This is a genomic window from Parabacteroides sp. KHUB-01 (assembly GCF_056640935.1).
On the sequence record NZ_CM153256.1, the window covers coordinates 3019336 to 3036790 of the forward strand.

At 39.7% G+C, this 17455-nt stretch carries 10 protein-coding genes; all 10 read right to left on the reverse strand.

The genetic code is table 11. The features are described from left to right. Positions 1 to 12 precede the first annotated feature (12 nt). A complete protein-coding gene (locus tag ACYIAR_RS12825) occupies positions 13 to 3249 on the reverse strand; it encodes a S41 family peptidase (protein ID WP_480329970.1) in 3237 nt (1078 codons plus the stop codon). Positions 3250 to 3353: 104 nt separating this feature from the next. Next, positions 3354 to 4085 (reverse strand): YebC/PmpR family DNA-binding transcriptional regulator, encoded by a 732-nt coding sequence (locus ACYIAR_RS12830; RefSeq protein WP_480329972.1) that lies wholly within the window; start codon positions 4083 to 4085, stop codon positions 3354 to 3356. A gap of 130 nt (positions 4086 to 4215) precedes the next feature. Next, entirely contained in the window at positions 4216 to 6678 is a 2463-nt protein-coding gene (gene pheT / locus ACYIAR_RS12835) for a phenylalanine--tRNA ligase subunit beta (RefSeq protein WP_480329974.1), read from the reverse strand. A gap of 182 nt (positions 6679 to 6860) precedes the next feature. Further along, entirely contained in the window at positions 6861 to 9257 is a 2397-nt protein-coding gene (locus tag ACYIAR_RS12840; RefSeq protein ID WP_480329976.1) for an alpha-L-rhamnosidase-related protein, read from the reverse strand. A gap of 275 nt (positions 9258 to 9532) precedes the next feature. Then, entirely contained in the window at positions 9533 to 10174 is a 642-nt protein-coding gene (locus tag ACYIAR_RS12845; RefSeq protein WP_480329978.1) for a hypothetical protein, read from the reverse strand. Positions 10175 to 10316: 142 nt separating this feature from the next. Beyond that, positions 10317 to 11147, reverse strand: coding sequence for an N-acetylmuramic acid 6-phosphate etherase (gene murQ / locus ACYIAR_RS12850; RefSeq protein WP_480329980.1), 831 nt, complete (start codon positions 11145 to 11147; stop codon positions 10317 to 10319). 165 nt (positions 11148 to 11312) lie between these two features. Next, the gene (locus ACYIAR_RS12855; RefSeq protein ID WP_480329982.1) at positions 11313 to 12158 is read right to left on the reverse strand and encodes a BadF/BadG/BcrA/BcrD ATPase family protein; all 846 of its coding nucleotides are present in this window, start codon (positions 12156 to 12158) and stop codon (positions 11313 to 11315) included. A gap of 20 nt (positions 12159 to 12178) precedes the next feature. Further along, positions 12179 to 13606 carry a sodium:proton antiporter NhaD gene (nhaD, locus tag ACYIAR_RS12860; RefSeq protein ID WP_480329984.1) on the reverse strand — a complete coding sequence of 476 codons (1428 nt, stop codon included), beginning with the start codon at positions 13604 to 13606 and terminating at the stop codon, positions 12179 to 12181. 81 nt (positions 13607 to 13687) lie between these two features. Further along, entirely contained in the window at positions 13688 to 14866 is a 1179-nt protein-coding gene (locus ACYIAR_RS12865) for an MFS transporter (protein WP_480329986.1), read from the reverse strand. Continuing rightward, the gene (locus ACYIAR_RS12870; protein WP_480329988.1) at positions 14866 to 16743 is read right to left on the reverse strand and encodes an ABC-F family ATP-binding cassette domain-containing protein; all 1878 of its coding nucleotides are present in this window, start codon (positions 16741 to 16743) and stop codon (positions 14866 to 14868) included. The genes ACYIAR_RS12865 and ACYIAR_RS12870 overlap by 1 nt, the downstream gene beginning before the upstream one ends. Positions 16744 to 17455: the final 712 nt, after the last annotated feature.

Genomic DNA, 17455 nt, shown 5'->3' on the forward strand with positions numbered 1-17455 from the left:
CTTAATTGTTTTTTACTTCTTGATAGTCTTAAGCATTTCCTCAACAGCTTTTTCCAACTGAATGTCTTTGCCTTCAAGCTGAGATTCCGGAGAGTTATATATTTCAATATCCGGCTGAAGCTGTTGGTTTTCCAGATATTTACCGCTCATATCTTTTACGCCAACCTGAGGAATACCGAAAATAAGAGTCGGGTCAATCTGAGTTTCCCACCAAACGGCTGTCATTGTTCCTGGAACCGGAGCACCGATAAGCTTGCCGATACCAAGAGTTTTATACACAAATGGGAAACCGTGTGCATTGGAATAATTATCTTCGCAAACAAGAACGCAAGAAGGTTTCAACCATCTGTTGTATGGATCGCTTCCAATGTACTGTCCGCGAGGTTCGAATCTCTGGTATTCTTTTCCGCTAAGCAGAACTGCAAGATCTTCGTGAAGCCATCCGCCACCGTTATGACGTGTATCCACGATTACAGCTTCTTTGTTTCTGCATCTTCCAAGAAGTTCGGAATAAGTTTCTCTGAAGCTTTCGCTGTTCATTCCTTTAACGTGAACATATCCGATTTTGCCTCCGGAAAGTTTATCAACCATTTCTCTCTTCTGTTTTACCCAGCGCTTGTAGAGCAATTCGGACTGTTTACCTTGCGAGATAGGTTTTACAACTTCATTGAAACGCTTTCCGCTATTTGGATTATAAACGGAAAGAACAACATTCTTGCCTTCTTTTCCTGCAAGCATTGGGAAATAATCAGTGTCGTGCTTGATTGTATTTCCGTTTATCTTCTCGATAATACAACCTTTCTCAATCTTTGAGTCAGCTTTTGTCAGCGGACCTTGCTCAATAATTTCAGCAATTTTCAATCCGTCGCCTTTATAGCTGTTATCGAAGAAGGCACCAAGATAAGAAGTAGCCGGAACAGAAAGAGCTGGGCGATATCTTGCACCGGTGTGTGAGCCGTTCAACTCGCCAAGCAATTCAGAAAGCATTTCCTGGAAATCATAATTATTGTTGATATGAGGCAGGAATTTTGCATAAGCAGTTTTGTATCCTTCCCAGTCAATTCCATGAATGTTTTCGTCATAGAATTTGTCTTTTACCTGTCTCCAGGCATGATTGAAAATATATTCTCTTTCCTTTGCCGGCTGATAGTCAAAGTCTGCTTCAAAATCTATATTTTCAACTTTATTATCCTTTATATTTACTTTCTTCAGTTTTCCTCCGGAAACCAGGAACAAATTCTCTTCTTTTTCGTCAGTATATAATGTACCGGCGCCAACATCTTTGATGAGAAGTTTGGTTGTGTTTTCCTTGAAATTATGTTCCCACAAATCAAAACCTTTCTCAAAAGCCGAGCAATAGTAAAGTTTGTCTCCTTTCTTAGTCAGCACAGCATCGCCAAGATTAGAAGAATTGATTGTAAGACGTTTGATACGGTTGCTGCGGTTGTCGAGATCGAACTTAAGGTCTTCGACTTTCTTTTTGTCTTTCTCCTTGTCCTTGTCTTTTCCTTCGTCCTTTTTATCCTTTTCGTCTTTATCTTTCTTATCTTCCTCCTCGAATTCTTCAAGGGCTACTTCTTCTTTCGACATATTGAATTTGTCGTATGCTTCACCGTCGAAGAACATGATATATACGTCTTCTTCAGCGCCCCAGCTTCCGTGGCTGCGGTATCCGGCTCTGTCGGACGACCAAATCATAGCTTTTCCGTCGAGAACCCATTTCGGATTACCGTCGGAATATCCGCTCATCGTGAGGTTTGTCATTTCGCCACTTCCATCGGCTTTTACAAGTACGATGTCAGTGTTGTTCCATCCGCCAATATCGATATATTTTGCCACGAACCATTTGCTGTCCGGCGACCATTGATATGTTTGGTCTCCGTCGCTATATGAATAATTGTATTTACCGTCGAGAACAGTTCTTGTCTTTTTACTTGCCAGATTATAGACTCGCAGTTCTGTGCGGTTGGCAAGATAAGCAATCTCTTTTCCATCCGGTGAGAAAGCCGGTTGGAAAGAAGTTTCATCGCTGACGATCAGAGGTTCTTCCTTGATGTCAGTAGCATAAGTGAACAGTTTCTCTTCTTTGTCTGTCAGAGTGCTGGTGTAAACTCCCCATGTTTTTCCTCTTTCCGCTGCATAAACAATAGTTCTGCCGTCAGGGCTGAAACTTGGGTCGCGCTCCTGTTGCGGAGTGTTGGTAATTCTTTTTGTTGTAGAATAATCTACCGAAGTCGTATATACATCACCATGAGCTATGAAAACAACTTCCTTTCCATTAGGAGATACAGAAATATCATAAGCTCCATTTTCCAGCAATTTGCTGATTAATTCATTTTCAATATTATCAGAAACAACTTCGATATTTACTTTCTTGGCTTTTTCTCCTTCTTTTATAGTATAGATTTCACCATCGAAAGAATAGCAAAGCAAACCGTCTTTTGATGAAGAAAGAAAACGGACCGGATGCTTGCTGTGGTTGGTAATTTGCTTTTTGGAATTACCATTTATATCATATTTATATACATTGAACGAACCGTTTTCTTCGCTCAGATAATAGAATGAATTGTTATTGTTTGTCCATACAGGATTTCTGTCTTCGCCTTTGAACGAAGTTATTTTCTTGAAATCACCTGACTTGTCAGCGTTACAAACCCAAATATCTTTAGTAATAGATGAAGTGTGGTGTTTTCTCCACGGGTCTTCATAACCTTTCATATCCTGATAGAGCAATAGCTTACCGTCGTTGCTTACAGATATTTCCTGCATTGCCAGAGAAGAATACAACTGAGGACGGCCTCCATTTACGTCCACAGAATAAATCTGAGGAAACTGAGATGACGGAAATTGTGAGTCGTTTACATCCGGCATCAATGCAGAAGAGAACAGAATTGTATTGTTGTCTTTGAATACTTCCGGCGTTTCTGCTGCTGTGTTTGTTGTCAGCCTTTTAGGCTCGCCGCCATCTTTACTCATTATATAAATATCGAAACTTCCTTCACGGTCAGAAGAGAAAGCAATACTTTTTCCGTCTAGCGACCATATTGGATGAGTGTCGTGCTTCGGATGAGTTGTCAGCTGTTTTGCCAATCCGCCTTTTGTCGGTACAGAATATATATCACCTTTATATGAGAAAACAATTGTTTCTCCGTCCGGAGAAATTGCCGGATATCTCATCCATAGAGGTGTTTCTGATGCACTGAGCGAAGCTGCCAGCATCATCAATGACGGTATCAGGATTCTTTTCATGAGATTAATTGTTGTATAGTTAACAATATAAAAAAAGGGACAAGAAGCCAAGGATGGAAATCTTGTTTCCTGAAGCCTTGTCAACTTGTCCCTTCTTGAAAAAATTATTCTTCTTCAGAATCATCTTCCTTCATATTGTGGAATACGTTCTGAACGTCTTCATCTTCTTCAAGTTTTTCAATAAGTTTTTCGATAGTTTCGCGCTGTTCTGGAGTAACTTCTTTCAAGTCGTTAGGAATACGAACGAATTCACTACTTGTAATTTCGTAACCGTTTTCTTCCAAATATTTCTGGATAGATGAATTCTGAGCAAATTCACCGTAGATTACGATTTCGTCTTCATCCTCGTCTACTTCATCAACTCCGTAGTCAATCAATTCAAGCTCAAGATCATCAAGAGAAATTCCGTCTTTCTTAGCAATGTGGAAAACACATTTATGCTGGAAAAGGAATTCCAAGCTTCCTGAAGTACCTAAAGAACCACCACATTTGTTGAAATAACTGCGAACGTTTGCTACTGTACGAGTTGTATTATCTGTTGCAGTTTCCACGAAGATTGCGATACCGAAAGGACCGTATCCTTCGTAGTTCATTTCTTTATAATCTGTAAATTCTTTTGATACTGCACGTTTGATGGCACGTTCCACGTTTTCCTTAGGCATGTTTTCTTTCTTAGCAGTCTGCATAAGTACACGCAAACGAGGATTGTTTTCTGGTTCTGGGCCACCTTGTTTTGCGCAGATTGTTATTTCCTTACCTAGTTTTGTAAATACGCGGGCCATGTTTCCCCAACGTTTAAATTTTCTTGCTTTACGGAATTCAAATGCTCTTCCCATATTTTTGAGTTTTTATGTTTTTAAGTTTTTGAGTTTTTAAGTTTATAGTTGACGAGTTGACAAGGCTACAGGAAATAAGAATAATTTCCTTGTCAACTTGTTTCCTTGTCAACTTATCAACTTAAAAAATTTATCTCAGTGACGCTCCCAACTTCTGTTCCAGATTAGTCTGGATTTTCTTCATTATAGCATCAATCTGTTTGTCGTTAAGTGTCTTTGTTTCATCCTGAAGGAAGAAGCTGACAGCATAAGATTTTTTGCCCTGTGGCAAGTTCTTACCTTCGTAAACGTCGAACAACTCAACATTCTTCAACAGTTTACGTTCGCTTTCAGAAGCGATCTTCTGTATTTCAGCAAATGAAACAGACTTGTCGATAAGCAAAGCCAAGTCACGTTTAACAGCAGGGAATTTAGATATATCACTGAAAGTAACCTTGTTTTTCTTAGTTTCCTTCATCAATGCTGTCCATGACAATTCTGCAAAATAAACTTCACCTTCGATGTCCATAGCTTTGGCAATCTTACGATTCACGATACCTAGTGTTCCCAGTGAACGGCCAGAAGCTGTTGTAATGCTCAAAGCTGAAGAATAGATATCGTTGCTAAGCTGTCCGAAAACAACTTTCTGCATATTTACGCCAAGGCGAGCAAGTATATTTTCAACATAAGCTTTCAATTCGTAAACTGAAGACTTTTCAGTTGGATGTGCCCAGCTGTTTTCTACACGATTGCCATATACCCACAAACCAAGTTTGTAATCTTCGCTATATTCAGCAAGAACAGCATCCTCTTTCTTGTTTTCTTTATTGAAATCGTAGCAGTTACCGAATTCAAAGAAACGGATATTACTGTTCTTTCTCTTGATGTTATGCTCGATGCTTTCCAAACCACCAAACATCAAAGTCTGGCGCATGCAGTTCAAATCAGCACTAAGCGGATTCATAAGCATAACACAATGTGAAGCAGGATAAGTTGTCAATTCATCATAATATGCTGAACGAGTCAGAGAGTTGTTCAGAATTTCGTTGAATCCACAACCGCAAAGCTGCTCTGAAATCAGATTCTGCATAGCATAGCTATGGTCTGTCGGTGTTTTATATGAAAGATTTGATTTCAAGCTGTCGCTGAATTCAATATTGTTATATCCGTAGATACGAAGAATATCTTCGATAACGTCAACATCTCTCTGAACGTCGATACGATATACAGGAACGTCAACAGTAAGACCTTCTGCATCTTCTGAAACAATTTCCATTTCGAGGCTACCCAAGATACTTTTAACTGTCTCAACAGGAATTTCTTTTCCAATAAGAGTGTTAATCTTGTTATAAGTAACATTTACTCTATATGGAGAAACAGGATTTGGATATACATCTTGGATTTCACCAGTGATTGTACCTCCGGCAACTTCCTGAATCAATTTAGCAGCATACTTAAGTATATATAATGTAACATTCGGGTCAAGACCTCTTTCATAGCGGAATGAAGCATCAGTGTTCAAACCGAAACGGCGTGCAGTCTTACGCACCCAAGTTGGGTGGAATGTAGCAGATTCAAGGAATACGTTTGTTGTAGTTTCAACAACACCTGAATCCAAACCACCGAACACACCAGCAATACACATTGGCTCTTCAGTGTTGCATATCATAAGGTCGCGTGCAGTCAATGTACGTTCCACACCGTCCAATGTCACAAATTTTGTTCCTTCAACAGCTGATTTCACGATAACCTTGCCACCTTTGATTTTATCAGCATCAAAAGAGTGCAAAGGCTGTCCCATACCATGAAGTATATAGTTGGTAACGTCCACTACGTTGTTGATAGGACGGAGGCCAATCAGAGAAAGGCAGTTCTTCAACCAGTCCGGACTTTCCTTAACAGTTACGCCTTTGATAGTTACACCAGAATATCTCAAACAAGCTTCAGTATTTTCCACTTCAACCTGAATACCCGGAGTATTATCTTCAATACGGAATGAGTCAACTGACGGACGTTTAAGTTCTGCTTCTTTACCTGCTTGTTTCAGATAAGCAGCCAAGTCGCGTGCCACACCGAAGTGTGATGTAGCATCTACGCGGTTAGGAGTGATGTCCACTTCCAGAACGTAGTCGCTCTTTATATTATAATATTCTTTAGCCGGTGTTCCTACAACAGCATCTTGCGGAAGTACGATAATACCGTTATGGTCTGTACCGATACCGATTTCGTCTTCAGCACAAATCATACCGTTTGATTCAACACCTCTCAGTTTTGATTTCTTGATAGTGAAGCATTCATCACCATCATAAAGTTTTGTACCGATAGTAGCCACAACAACTTTCTGTCCTGCTGCTACATTAGGTGCACCGCAAACAATCTGAACAGGTTCTCCCTGTCCCAAATTAACGGTTGTTATATGCATATGGTCAGAGTTAGGATGCGGTTCGCAAGTTAGAACTTCACCGATAACTAAACCTTCCAAACCTCCTTTGATGGTTTGAACTTCTTCAACTCCGCCTGTTTCCAGACCGATTGATGTCAAGGCTGCAGCCACTTCTTCAGGCTGTAAATCAAAATCCAAATATTCTTTCAGCCAGTTATAAGAAATATTCATTGCTATATTGTATTTTATCTTTTAATCTATTGAGATTGGAGCAACTATCTGATAAATGTTTCATCACCGTTTTTACGATACGGTTTGTTGCTGACGGGCAAAGTTAAAAATAATTATCGAAATTCCTTACAGACATAATGGTTATTTTATAGTAATGCTTTCTCTTTCATATGTTGGAGATGTTATAACTTTAGAACTTGCTTGCCGCTGTTAAGCTTATATTCTTTCCCTTTCCAGATAAAAGTACCTGATGTCTGCTGTGGCAAAGAAATCACCGCTTCTCCTTTATCCAAATTATAAGAAACCGATATTTCTCCGTTTGGATGAGGAATAGAGCCGGAAACATTCCTTAGTTTGCCGAGTGCCGGTGAAATACGTACTTTCTTAAATCCAGGTGCTGCACTTTCAATACCTAATATTATTCTATAGAATTCAATATTCGGACTTGCACCCCAAGCATGACAGTCGGAACGCGAAGGTTCAGGCATTTCCGCCCATGTTGTCAGTCCAAGTGACATTTGATTTTCCCAAATCTGAAGATTGTCCAAAAGAGAATCTCCCAAACCTGACTTCTCCAGAGCAAGATTCAGATAATATCTGAAATATATTGTTGTTTGAATTAGAGACGAATCAGACAATGTTTTTTTCATTACTTCTTTAGCCTCATTCCCATTTGTCAATCCTGCAATTATTGCCAAAGCATTTACATGCTGTGAAAAACTATTCTTTGAATATGTATCGGCAAATAAAGAACGCTCTTCAACCCAATATTTATTTCGGAAAGAATCTCTGATTTTCTGAGCAATACCGGAATAATGTTCTCCCATGGCTTTTATACCAATTGCTTGTTCCATTTCAGAAACAGCATCCAATGCCATGATATACATTAAGTCCTGGAACGCTGAATTTCCCCCGTCCTTTTCTCTTATAGGTTCACCATAATCAAAACCTTTTGCCCAGTCAGCAAAGAACCAGTGAGGCACATAATCCAGACTATAGTCCGGCTTCAACCATTGCTCATACCATGCAAGTACGTTTCTGTAAGCAGGAAGCAGAGTTTTCATATAGTTCTCGTCACCACGCATCATCCAATAGTCGTGTCCCATACAAATCCACCATAGAGAGAACGACGAAATAAACTGATGTACGTAACTAGGATAGCGGCTCATGGTTATTCCTTCAGCAACCATTGACTGTTTGCCTTGTTCAATTGCATTCTTAACCATGAAACTATCTCGCGTATTGTATAGAGAAATCATGGCTTGTATTCTTGTATCTCCGAAATATTGTAACTGTTCGTAATAAGGACAGTCCATATATGTTTCATTTGCGCAAAGGCGGGCAGTTCTCCATCCGATATCTAGCATCTTTTCTAGCTTCTCAAATCCTGGAGCCGAGAATGATGTCTCATTTCGGAAAGGATAAGCCGAGAAAGTACTGTAAATATCGTTTATGCTTAGAGGTTGATCCTTTGTCGTTATGCAAAGTTCTACATATCTCCAAGTTCTCCACCATAATGGCGTAAATATTCTTTCATTTCCTCCATCCGGTATTATTTTGTCTTCATATCCGATAAACCTTTTGCCTTCAACTTCATTTCTGTTGCCTTTTGATGGAAGGCTATATGATTTTGTTGTGGATTGTTCATCATTGTTATATAGTGATTCAGCATATTTAATTATGATTTCAGCATCTTCGCCGCCACTGAAATTCATGGATAAATATCCGGTTGTAAGATTTCCCTGGTCTAAGAGTAATTTAACTGATTTGTTCTCTGGTATCGTTAATTTCCCATTACCGGAAATAATATTGTCCGAACATTCAATGCCTTCGGATTTTCTTATACTGCTGAATCTTTCTTTTTTCATTTCCATCTGAGGAATAGGACTTGGAACAAGCAATCGTTCCGGATAATCTCTGGCTCCTTTTATTGCACCTTCACGTCCTGTTACTGCCTTTTCCCATTTGGAATCATCATAATCAGTCTTTTCCCAACCATAAGGATATGCATTCATATCAATTTCTTCACCAGGACCGGCAACATAATAACCCAAGACTTGCCAGTCCGTCCAAGGAGCATAGGCTTTATTTTCCAGGCATAACCATCTGTTATCAGTATTTATGATAGTATCTCTTTCAGAGTTCCCTTGAAGAATGAATCCTGTTTTATTAAGACTCATTTGGGCAACAGGCTTTTTATCTCCGTAATTCCACACTACTGCAGCCAGAACATTTTTCCCTTTACACAGGAATTTGGAAATATCAACAGTCTCGAAATTCCAGTTATACACATCACCTCGAGCCGGACCTAACGATGCAAGATTACCGTTTACAAATAACTTGTATCTGTTATCGGCTGAAACATGTATAATCATAGAGCTGGGAATCTCTTTCAAATTGAATGATTTACGGAAATGATATATTCCGTAATCATTATTGGAAGCTCCAGGGTATGAAATCCATCGGGCAGCCCAAGGCTTTTCCAATAAATCAGGATTGATAATATTTTCATTGTAACCACTGATATGTCTTTGCGCATGGATTATATTTGCTACACACAGGCTTAAAATAAAAGCCATAACAAGTCTGCATTTTTTGAAGTATAGATTGTCGGTCATAATAATATGGTTTTTGAATTAAGATATTGCAATATACAATATTCTGCCTCGAAAGTCAATAGGAAGGATTTTATTTTTATAAAAGCGAGGTGATATTATGAATTGAGTTTTGCTGGTTGCTCAATAAAAAAAGTTGACAAGAATTCAGAGGCAAGTTAACAAGGTCAAGTACATTCTACTTCGCACTTTATTATCTAAGAACTCTTGTCAACTTGTCTCTAAATCTTTGTCAACTATTATTTCCCTTTGTTATTCTTAGCTTCTCTTTTCTGATCTTCTCTGGCAAGAAGAACTACATTATATACGAAGTCTGTAATCCACTGTTCTGAATAACCAAGAGTTGCAGCATATTTACGTACGCTCCATGCAGCTTTCTGAACGCTAACGTCGTTCCATTCTGAACGAGTAAGTATTTCATGAACTGTTTTAGCTGTCTGGTTATAAAGCAACTTCTTCAACAGAAGGGCAAGGCGGAATTTCCATTGCATCAAGTTACCAAGCAAGCTGAACAAGTCATTGTTGAATCCTTGGAACATAAAGAAGTAGCTCTTTATATCATTCTGGTTCTTACAGCATTTCTTTACAGAAGCATCAATTTCTTTAAAGAATGATTCACTCAGACCATAATCCTGCATCAGCACTTTGCGAACCTTTGATTTTTCAGCAACACCAAGTTTATTGTTCTGTGTTGGTATTTTAAGCATACGCTTGAACAAAGCCATATCTGCAAGAATGTTCAAGTTTGTAACACCAAGGTTTACTGCCATTACAGCCTGATAATATACGCGGACCAGTGATACGAATTCTTCAACAGAGCCTTTTATTTGTTCGTTATCCTGTTCCTTTTCTTTCTTGAAAAGTTTTGATATAAAATTCATTGTGTATTATAATTGTTAATTTTTTTTGCAAAGATAGTGAAAGGCGAGTGGAGAGCAAAATAAAAAACTTGTTTTTGATTTTGCTATTCCGAGCCGCATTCCTTGTCAACTCGTCTCTGAAGCCTTGTCAACTTTAAAGCACTTACTGATTGACTCTCCATTCCCTATGATATGAATCAATAGCCTCTTTTACCGAGCCATGCATAAGAAGCAATCTGTGTGCTTCTTCATAATCAAGACCCAATTCCTCCATAAGCATGCGAGTTCCTCTGTCCACAAGTTTTTGGTTACTGAGTTGCATATTTACCATTCGGTTTCCTTTCACTCTTCCAAGCTGTATCATTGTGGAAGTAGTAATCATATTCAGAACCATTTTCTGAGCCGTTCCACTTTTCATTCTCGTACTTCCGGTAACAAATTCAGGACCTACCACTGGTTCGATGGCTATATCAGCTTCGTGAGCCATTGGAGAATCAGGATTGCAAGCAATGGAAGCAGTAAGTATTCCATTCTTTCGTGCTTCTTGCAGGGCAGCAATCACATAAGGAGTGGTTCCGGATGCAGCAATACCAATCACTGTGTCATTTTTGTTAACTCCATGTGCTATTAGTTCTTTCCATGCATTTTCTCTGTTGTCTTCAGCATTTTCAACAGGATTTCGTAGAGCAATGTCGCCTCCGGCAATCAGTCCGATAACATAAGTATTCGGCATTCCGAATGTAGGAGGAACTTCAGAAGCATCCAGAACACCAAGTCTTCCACTTGTTCCGGCGCCAAGATAAAATATACGTCCGCCTCTTTTCATCCTTTCAACAATAGCTGTCACCAGTTTCTCTATTGCAGGAATAACCTCCTTGACGGCTAAAGCAACTTTCTGATCTTCGTTGTTTATACCGACAAGCAAGTCGTGGACAGACATTTTGTCCAGGTCTTTATATAATGATTCTGATTCTGTAATTCGTTTGAATGACATTTGTTTATGTTTTTAAGTTTAAAAGGAGACAAGTTGACGAGGCAACAGGAAACAAGTTGAAAAGTTGACGAGTTGACAAGGCAACAGGAAACAAGTATTATCTTCTTGACTACTTAACTCCTTGACTCCTTTATTTATAAGCACAGCTCTTTTAATTTTCAACTTTTAATTTTCAATTTTTATCACCTCCACCAATCCATCCATAGGCTCCTTATATATTTTCCCAACTTCAAGCCCTAATGAATTAGCCGCTTCTGTCAGTATATCTTTATAATAATAAGCCACAGAACCGGTAAAATGGATTTTCAGCTTGTCATAATCCGTATAGTTCATCACATTGCGTCTGAAAAAACTGCAGAAGCAATTGTAAACCATATTTTTTACAGCCGGTTCATCAATATGTTCATATATGAAAGGAGATATTGATGCAAGGAATCTGTTTGGAAAAGGCTGTCTGTAAACCCTGTCAATAATTTCGGCAGGAGAGAGGCTGTACTTCTCCATAAATGCTTTTACAAGATATTCCGGCATTTGTTTTTTCAGACAATCACCAATGAAAGTCTTGCCAAGCACAGCCCCACTACCTTCGTCTCCAAGAATAAAACCTAATGGAGAAATTTGTTCTTCTATGCTTTCTCCATTAAACAGACAGGAATTTGAACCCGTACCTAAAATACAGGCAATGCCTCGCTCATGTCCGCATAGTGCCAAAGCCGCTCCCAATAAGTCACTGTTGACAGAAATTTCAGCCGTCGGGAAAAAACTTCTCAATGCATTCTCAACAATGATGTTCTTTTCAGGGAAAGCACATCCGGCTCCATAGAAATAAATTCTTTCTACATTATGATTCTTCAACAATGGAAACAGACATCCATTGACGGTAGATTTCATATCTTCCTCTGTCTGGAAATATGGATTCATGCCTGCCGTGGAAATTCTCATTATTTCCATTCCGTTGTCGGAAAGACACCAGGTTGTTTTAGTAGAGCCACTGTCTGCTATCAGATACATTTCTGTATGTTTTTAGGCAATTAGAAAATCATAGTTTGAATAATATATACTGCAGCACCTGAAAGATAACCAAGCATTGCCAGGAATGAAATATTCTTCAGATACCAGATGAAATTGATACGTTCCAATCCCATAACAACAACACCTGCTGCAGAACCGATTATCAGCATACTGCCACCGACTCCGGCACAATAAGCAAGGAACTGCCAGAACACTCCGTCCTGAAGGAAATGTGATAAATATTCCGGATTTGCTGCTGCTTCGACCATTGCCTCCGTTGCAATCGGATACATACCAATTGCTCCAGCAACCAATGGAACATTATCTACAATAGCAGATAGTGTACCTATTATTATATTTACAGCAAATACATTTCCAATATTCTCATCAAGCCAGGTTGAGAAATTTGTTAGTATTCCACTGTAGCGTAAAACTTCAACAGCTAAAAGAATACCAAGGAAAAACATCAGTGTCGCTCCGTCGATGCGGCGGATAACATTAGCCAATCTCAACTTGATGTTCTCGTCTATATCTTGTTTCTTTTGATACATTATTTCTGTATAAACCCAAAGAGCACCAACAGCCATAAGTATTCCTACGAAAGGAGGCAGGTGCGTAATAGTCTTGAATACCGGAACGAATAACAGGCTTATTACACCAAGAACCAGTAATGCCAGTTTTTCCCTGTCTGCGAGTATTGATAATAAAGGATTATCGTTTACCTCTTTCGTTATTATTGGTGCAGTAACATTTCCATGCATTTTACGCATAATAAACAATGTAGGGACAATAGCTGATACCATACTTGGCAAAATCAGGTTTGGAATAGTTGCCTCTGTTGATATGTTTCCTTTTACCCACAACATAATAGTTGTCACATCACCGATAGGCGACCACGCACCACCACTGTTTGCCGCAATGATTATTATACTTCCGAACACCCAGCGTTCCTTGTAGTTGCCTATCAGTTTTCGGATAAGCATAATCATAACGATTGAAGTAGTTAGATTGTCAAGAACTGCCGACATGAAGAATGTCAGAGTTGCAATCAGCAGCAACAGCTTCTTTTTGCTTTTAGTCTTTATTCTGTTGGTGATAAATGTAAAACCACCGTGTGAGTCAATAAGCTCAACGGTAATCATCGCTCCAATGAGGAAGATAAGAGTTTCTGCTATCTCTCCAACACTGTCAAGCATTTGATGTTCCAGGACGAAATGAATGCACTGGTCCTTAAGAGACATTTCTTGAACACTAGGGTTGAGAGCCTTGAATATTTCAAAACTTTCGCCCGATACTGTTGGTACAAAGTCAGTGACTGAAAAGGTGTATAACACCCAAAGTATTGTTCCGGTTAACAAAGCAGTGCCAGCTTTGTTTATCTTCAGTGGATGTTCCAGTGCGATACACAAATAACCCACTAGGAAGACGATTAAAATACAAGTTAGCATATTATTACGGTTTTTTATTTACAAAAATAATTAATTAAGAGTGTATAGCAAAATAAAGAAACATAAACTATTAGCTTCAAATTATTTTACTTCTTTAATTTTTAATCTCATAGTCTCATACCTCTTTTTTGCCACCAAACAATAAACCGCCAGTGACAACACGCAGCTTAAGGCCCCGATAAGAAAAGCTACTGCAAGAGAATGAGCTGAAGCGATAGCTCCGGCTGTAATTATACCAATACCAACACCGATATCAAACGATGTCAGATACGTTGAAGTTGCCGTTCCGCGCATCGACGGTTTGGCTATATTCACAAACAGGCATTGGTATGCCGGAACACCTGTTCCAAAGCCTATTCCTATCAGCAATGCACTTAGGAAAAATACAACCTCATTATGTATTGTGGCAAACAGAGTGAACACCACAGCCAATCCGGCAATTGAAGAAATCGCTACATGATGAATATATCCTTTGTCCACCAGTCTTCCTGAAATAAGTCTTGACGAACCTACGCCTGTAGCCATAAACAGGAAGAAATATCCCGGTTCGGTAATATTGTATTCTTTTCCGTAAAGGAGGACGAATGATGTTATCATTCCGTAAGGTACAGCTACCAATATATAAGATAATGCCGAAGCCCATGCCGGAAGCAGAATAAAACGATCTAGCGAGAACGGCGGTCTTTTCACTTTCTCTCTTTCCTTGCATTTAATAAAAAATACAGACAGCAATCCGACTGCAGAACTCAATAATCCGGCAAGAACCACCGAATGGAAATTTCCGTGAGAATAAATCCATACAGCAATAAGCGGCGAGAGCGACATCGCAAGATTTATAGTCAATCCATAAAATCCCATTCCTTCACCTCGTCGGCTCGACGGGATAACGTCAATTGTTATCGTATTTCCCGAAACGGAAGTCATTCCCATCAGTCCGCCTTGAATGCAACGCACAATCATTATACTCCACATCGCTGCTGCCCAGAAATATCCGCAAAACATTAGTGTAAAGCCAGTGAAGGCAAACACGTACAAATGCTTGCGCGAGAAGCAGTCCACCAGATAACCGGACAAAGGGCGCACCATCAGCAATCCCACAGTGTAGGCAGAGAGTGCCAAACCTGCATCTTTTTCCGACAATCCCAGCTCTTCAACCAAATAGACCGGCATTGTCGGCATCAACAGATAGAATGCAAAGTTCATCCAGAAATAGGACAAACAACATTGCACAAAATTCCTGCTCCAAAGTTTATCTTTCATTATGCAAATTCACTAAGTTCAAGCCAGCGAAGAGTCTTTTCGTCAATCTCCTCGATTAACTTTGTGATACGGTCAGATTTAGCAAGAAGCTCGTCAGTGCTTAAAGTTCCGCTGCTCAAAGCTGCTTCAATTTCCGCCTTTTCTGCTTCAAGTTGAGGAATCTCAGCATCCAGAGCCTCAAATTCTTTCTTTTCCTTGAAAGTAAGTTTCTTCTTTGGCTGTTCCTGTCGGCGAGGTTTTTCAGGTTCCGGAGCGGCTTTTGCCTGCTTTGCCGCTTCCTGTTCTTTTTCCAGCTGGTCCTGATAATCCTTCCATTCACGATATTGAGTGTAGTTTCCAGGGAAATCTTTGATGTCTGCCTGACCACGGAACACCAGCAGATGGTCCACAACCTTGTCCATGAAATATCTGTCGTGCGACACAACAATTACGCATCCCTTGAACGAACGCAAATATTCCTCAAGCACATTCAGCGTTACGATGTCCAGGTCGTTTGTCGGCTCGTCCAGAACAAGGAAGTTTGGATTGCGCATCAGCACAGTGCAAAGATAAAGTCGTCTTTTCTCACCGCCGCTCAGCTTATATACATAATTATGCTGCTTTTCAGGTGTGAAAAGGAAGAAGTTCAGGAATTGCGACACACTCATTTTGCGTCCGTCGCCAAGGTCGATATATTCGGCAATTTTCTGAACCACATCAATTACCTTCATCTGCTCGTCAAACTGCAATCCTTCCTGGCTGTAATAACCGAAACGCACAGTTTCACCAATGTCGAAGCATCCGCTGTCCGGCTCCACTTCGCCCATAAGCATTTTGATGAAGGTTGATTTTCCCGTACCATTGTTGCCAACGATACCAAGTTTCTCATATCGTGCAAAAATATAATTGAAATCCTCTGTGATTTTCAAATCGTCAAATCGCTTTGAAACGTGTTTTGCCTCAAAAATCTTAGAGCCGATATACGAAGCCTTCACGTCCAGATTCACCTGTCCGGCTTCTCTCTGCTGTTTAGCTTTCTTTTCCAGCTCATAGAATGCGTCGATTCTGTATTTAGCTTTCGTGCCTCGTGCCTGTGGCTGACGGCGCATCCAGTCCAATTCTTTTCTCAGCAGATTGTTTGCCCTTTCCACTTCGGCATTCTGAGCATCCACTCGTTCGGCACGTTTTTCAAGATAATAATTATAATTGCCCTTATACTGATAAATCTGCTTGCGGTCAATTTCTATAATCTCGTTACAAACTCTGTCGAGGAAATATCTGTCGTGCGTAACCATAAGGATACTGATATTCGCACGGCTCAGATAACCTTCCAGCCATTCGGTCATTTCAAGGTCCAGGTGGTTGGTCGGCTCGTCGAGGATAATCAGTTCCGGGTCGGTAATCAGCACATTGGCAAGAGCTACTCTCTTCAGCTGTCCGCCGGAAAGGCTTTCAACTTTCTGGTCTAGATTGTGGATTTTCAGCTGCCCCAGAATCTGCTTTGCCCTTTGCTCGTAGTCCCATGCTTTCAGAGCATCCATTCTTTCAAGTATATCGTTCAGATTGCTGTGGTCGTCGCTGCTCATTGCCTGTTCATATTCGGCAATAAGTTTCACTGTTTCATTTTTTGAATAGAAACAAGCCTGAAGCACAGTCAGTCCTTCCGGATAAACGGGCGACTGCTCCAGATAACCTACTCGCAAATCATTGCGGAAAATAACCGCGCCGCTGTCATAATCCTCTTTCCCGGCTATGATATTAAGCAAAGTTGTTTTCCCGCTTCCGTTCTTTGCAATCAGACCAATTTTCTGACCTTGCTCGATACCGAAAGTTATATCTTCGAAAAGCATCAGGTCGCCGAAACTTTTCGTAAGTTTATCTATGTTGAGTTGTACCATTTCGTGTTATTTTTATTTGCAAAAATAAGCAAAGGAGAGTGCAGAGCCAAATCAAAAGCTTGTTTTCATCCGGTGTATTCATTCTAAACGTATGGCGCTGCTCTACGCTATAAAATCTAAGGTCCTCAGCCAATTTGATGCCACTAAACTAATTATATTATCAAAATGCTCAAATCCCATCATTTTTACTTACACCCCTTTCTGTGAAAACACCATGAAAATATGCAAAAAGTGAGTTTTTCGGACTGAAATGACGGTATAAAAGCCTATAAATGCCGATATATACGGACCGAAAACTGCTTATATATTACCCCACGAGTGCTTACATTCGGCCCCACGGATGCCTATGTCCGATAGTAAATACCGTATTTTACGGAAAAATAGCCTTTGTAAATTACAAAATCAGGAATTTTGGCTTACCAGAGACCTTTTTCACCATCAAAACGCTCTGATTTTTCAATCGAAATAGGATTGTCAAAATGGAAAGTATATTCATTAATAGCTTTCACTGTGGATTTATATATCCGGATAGAATATGATTTGTTTTTGCAAAATATAAGAGTAATGGATAATATCTTTACTTTTTGTAAAAGCTTAACTCCGTGAGAGTGCGATTTTTTTTGAGTTATACGTGCCTGGTATCGATTTATCCGAGTATGAAAGACTTAAATTGACATTTTGATATTTTGACAAAATGATATAGACTGATTAA

Bases quoted from the DNA above. Each gene is read 5' to 3' on its own strand.
- ACYIAR_RS12825 (WP_480329970.1), bottom strand. From the start codon at position 3,249: ATGAAAAGAATCCTGATACCGTCATTGATGATGCTGGCAGCTTCGCTC.
- ACYIAR_RS12830 (WP_480329972.1), bottom strand. From the start codon at position 4,085: ATGGGAAGAGCATTTGAATTCCGTAAAGCAAGAAAATTTAAACGTTGG.
- pheT (WP_480329974.1), bottom strand. From the start codon at position 6,678: ATGAATATTTCTTATAACTGGCTGAAAGAATATTTGGATTTTGATTTA.
- ACYIAR_RS12840 (WP_480329976.1), bottom strand. From the start codon at position 9,257: ATGGCTTTTATTTTAAGCCTGTGTGTAGCAAATATAATCCATGCGCAA.
- ACYIAR_RS12845 (WP_480329978.1), bottom strand. From the start codon at position 10,174: ATGAATTTTATATCAAAACTTTTCAAGAAAGAAAAGGAACAGGATAAC.
- murQ (WP_480329980.1), bottom strand. From the start codon at position 11,147: ATGTCATTCAAACGAATTACAGAATCAGAATCATTATATAAAGACCTG.
- ACYIAR_RS12855 (WP_480329982.1), bottom strand. From the start codon at position 12,158: ATGTATCTGATAGCAGACAGTGGCTCTACTAAAACAACCTGGTGTCTT.
- nhaD (WP_480329984.1), bottom strand. From the start codon at position 13,606: ATGCTAACTTGTATTTTAATCGTCTTCCTAGTGGGTTATTTGTGTATC.
- ACYIAR_RS12865 (WP_480329986.1), bottom strand. From the start codon at position 14,866: ATGAAAGATAAACTTTGGAGCAGGAATTTTGTGCAATGTTGTTTGTCC.
- ACYIAR_RS12870 (WP_480329988.1), bottom strand. From the start codon at position 16,743: ATGGTACAACTCAACATAGATAAACTTACGAAAAGTTTCGGCGACCTG.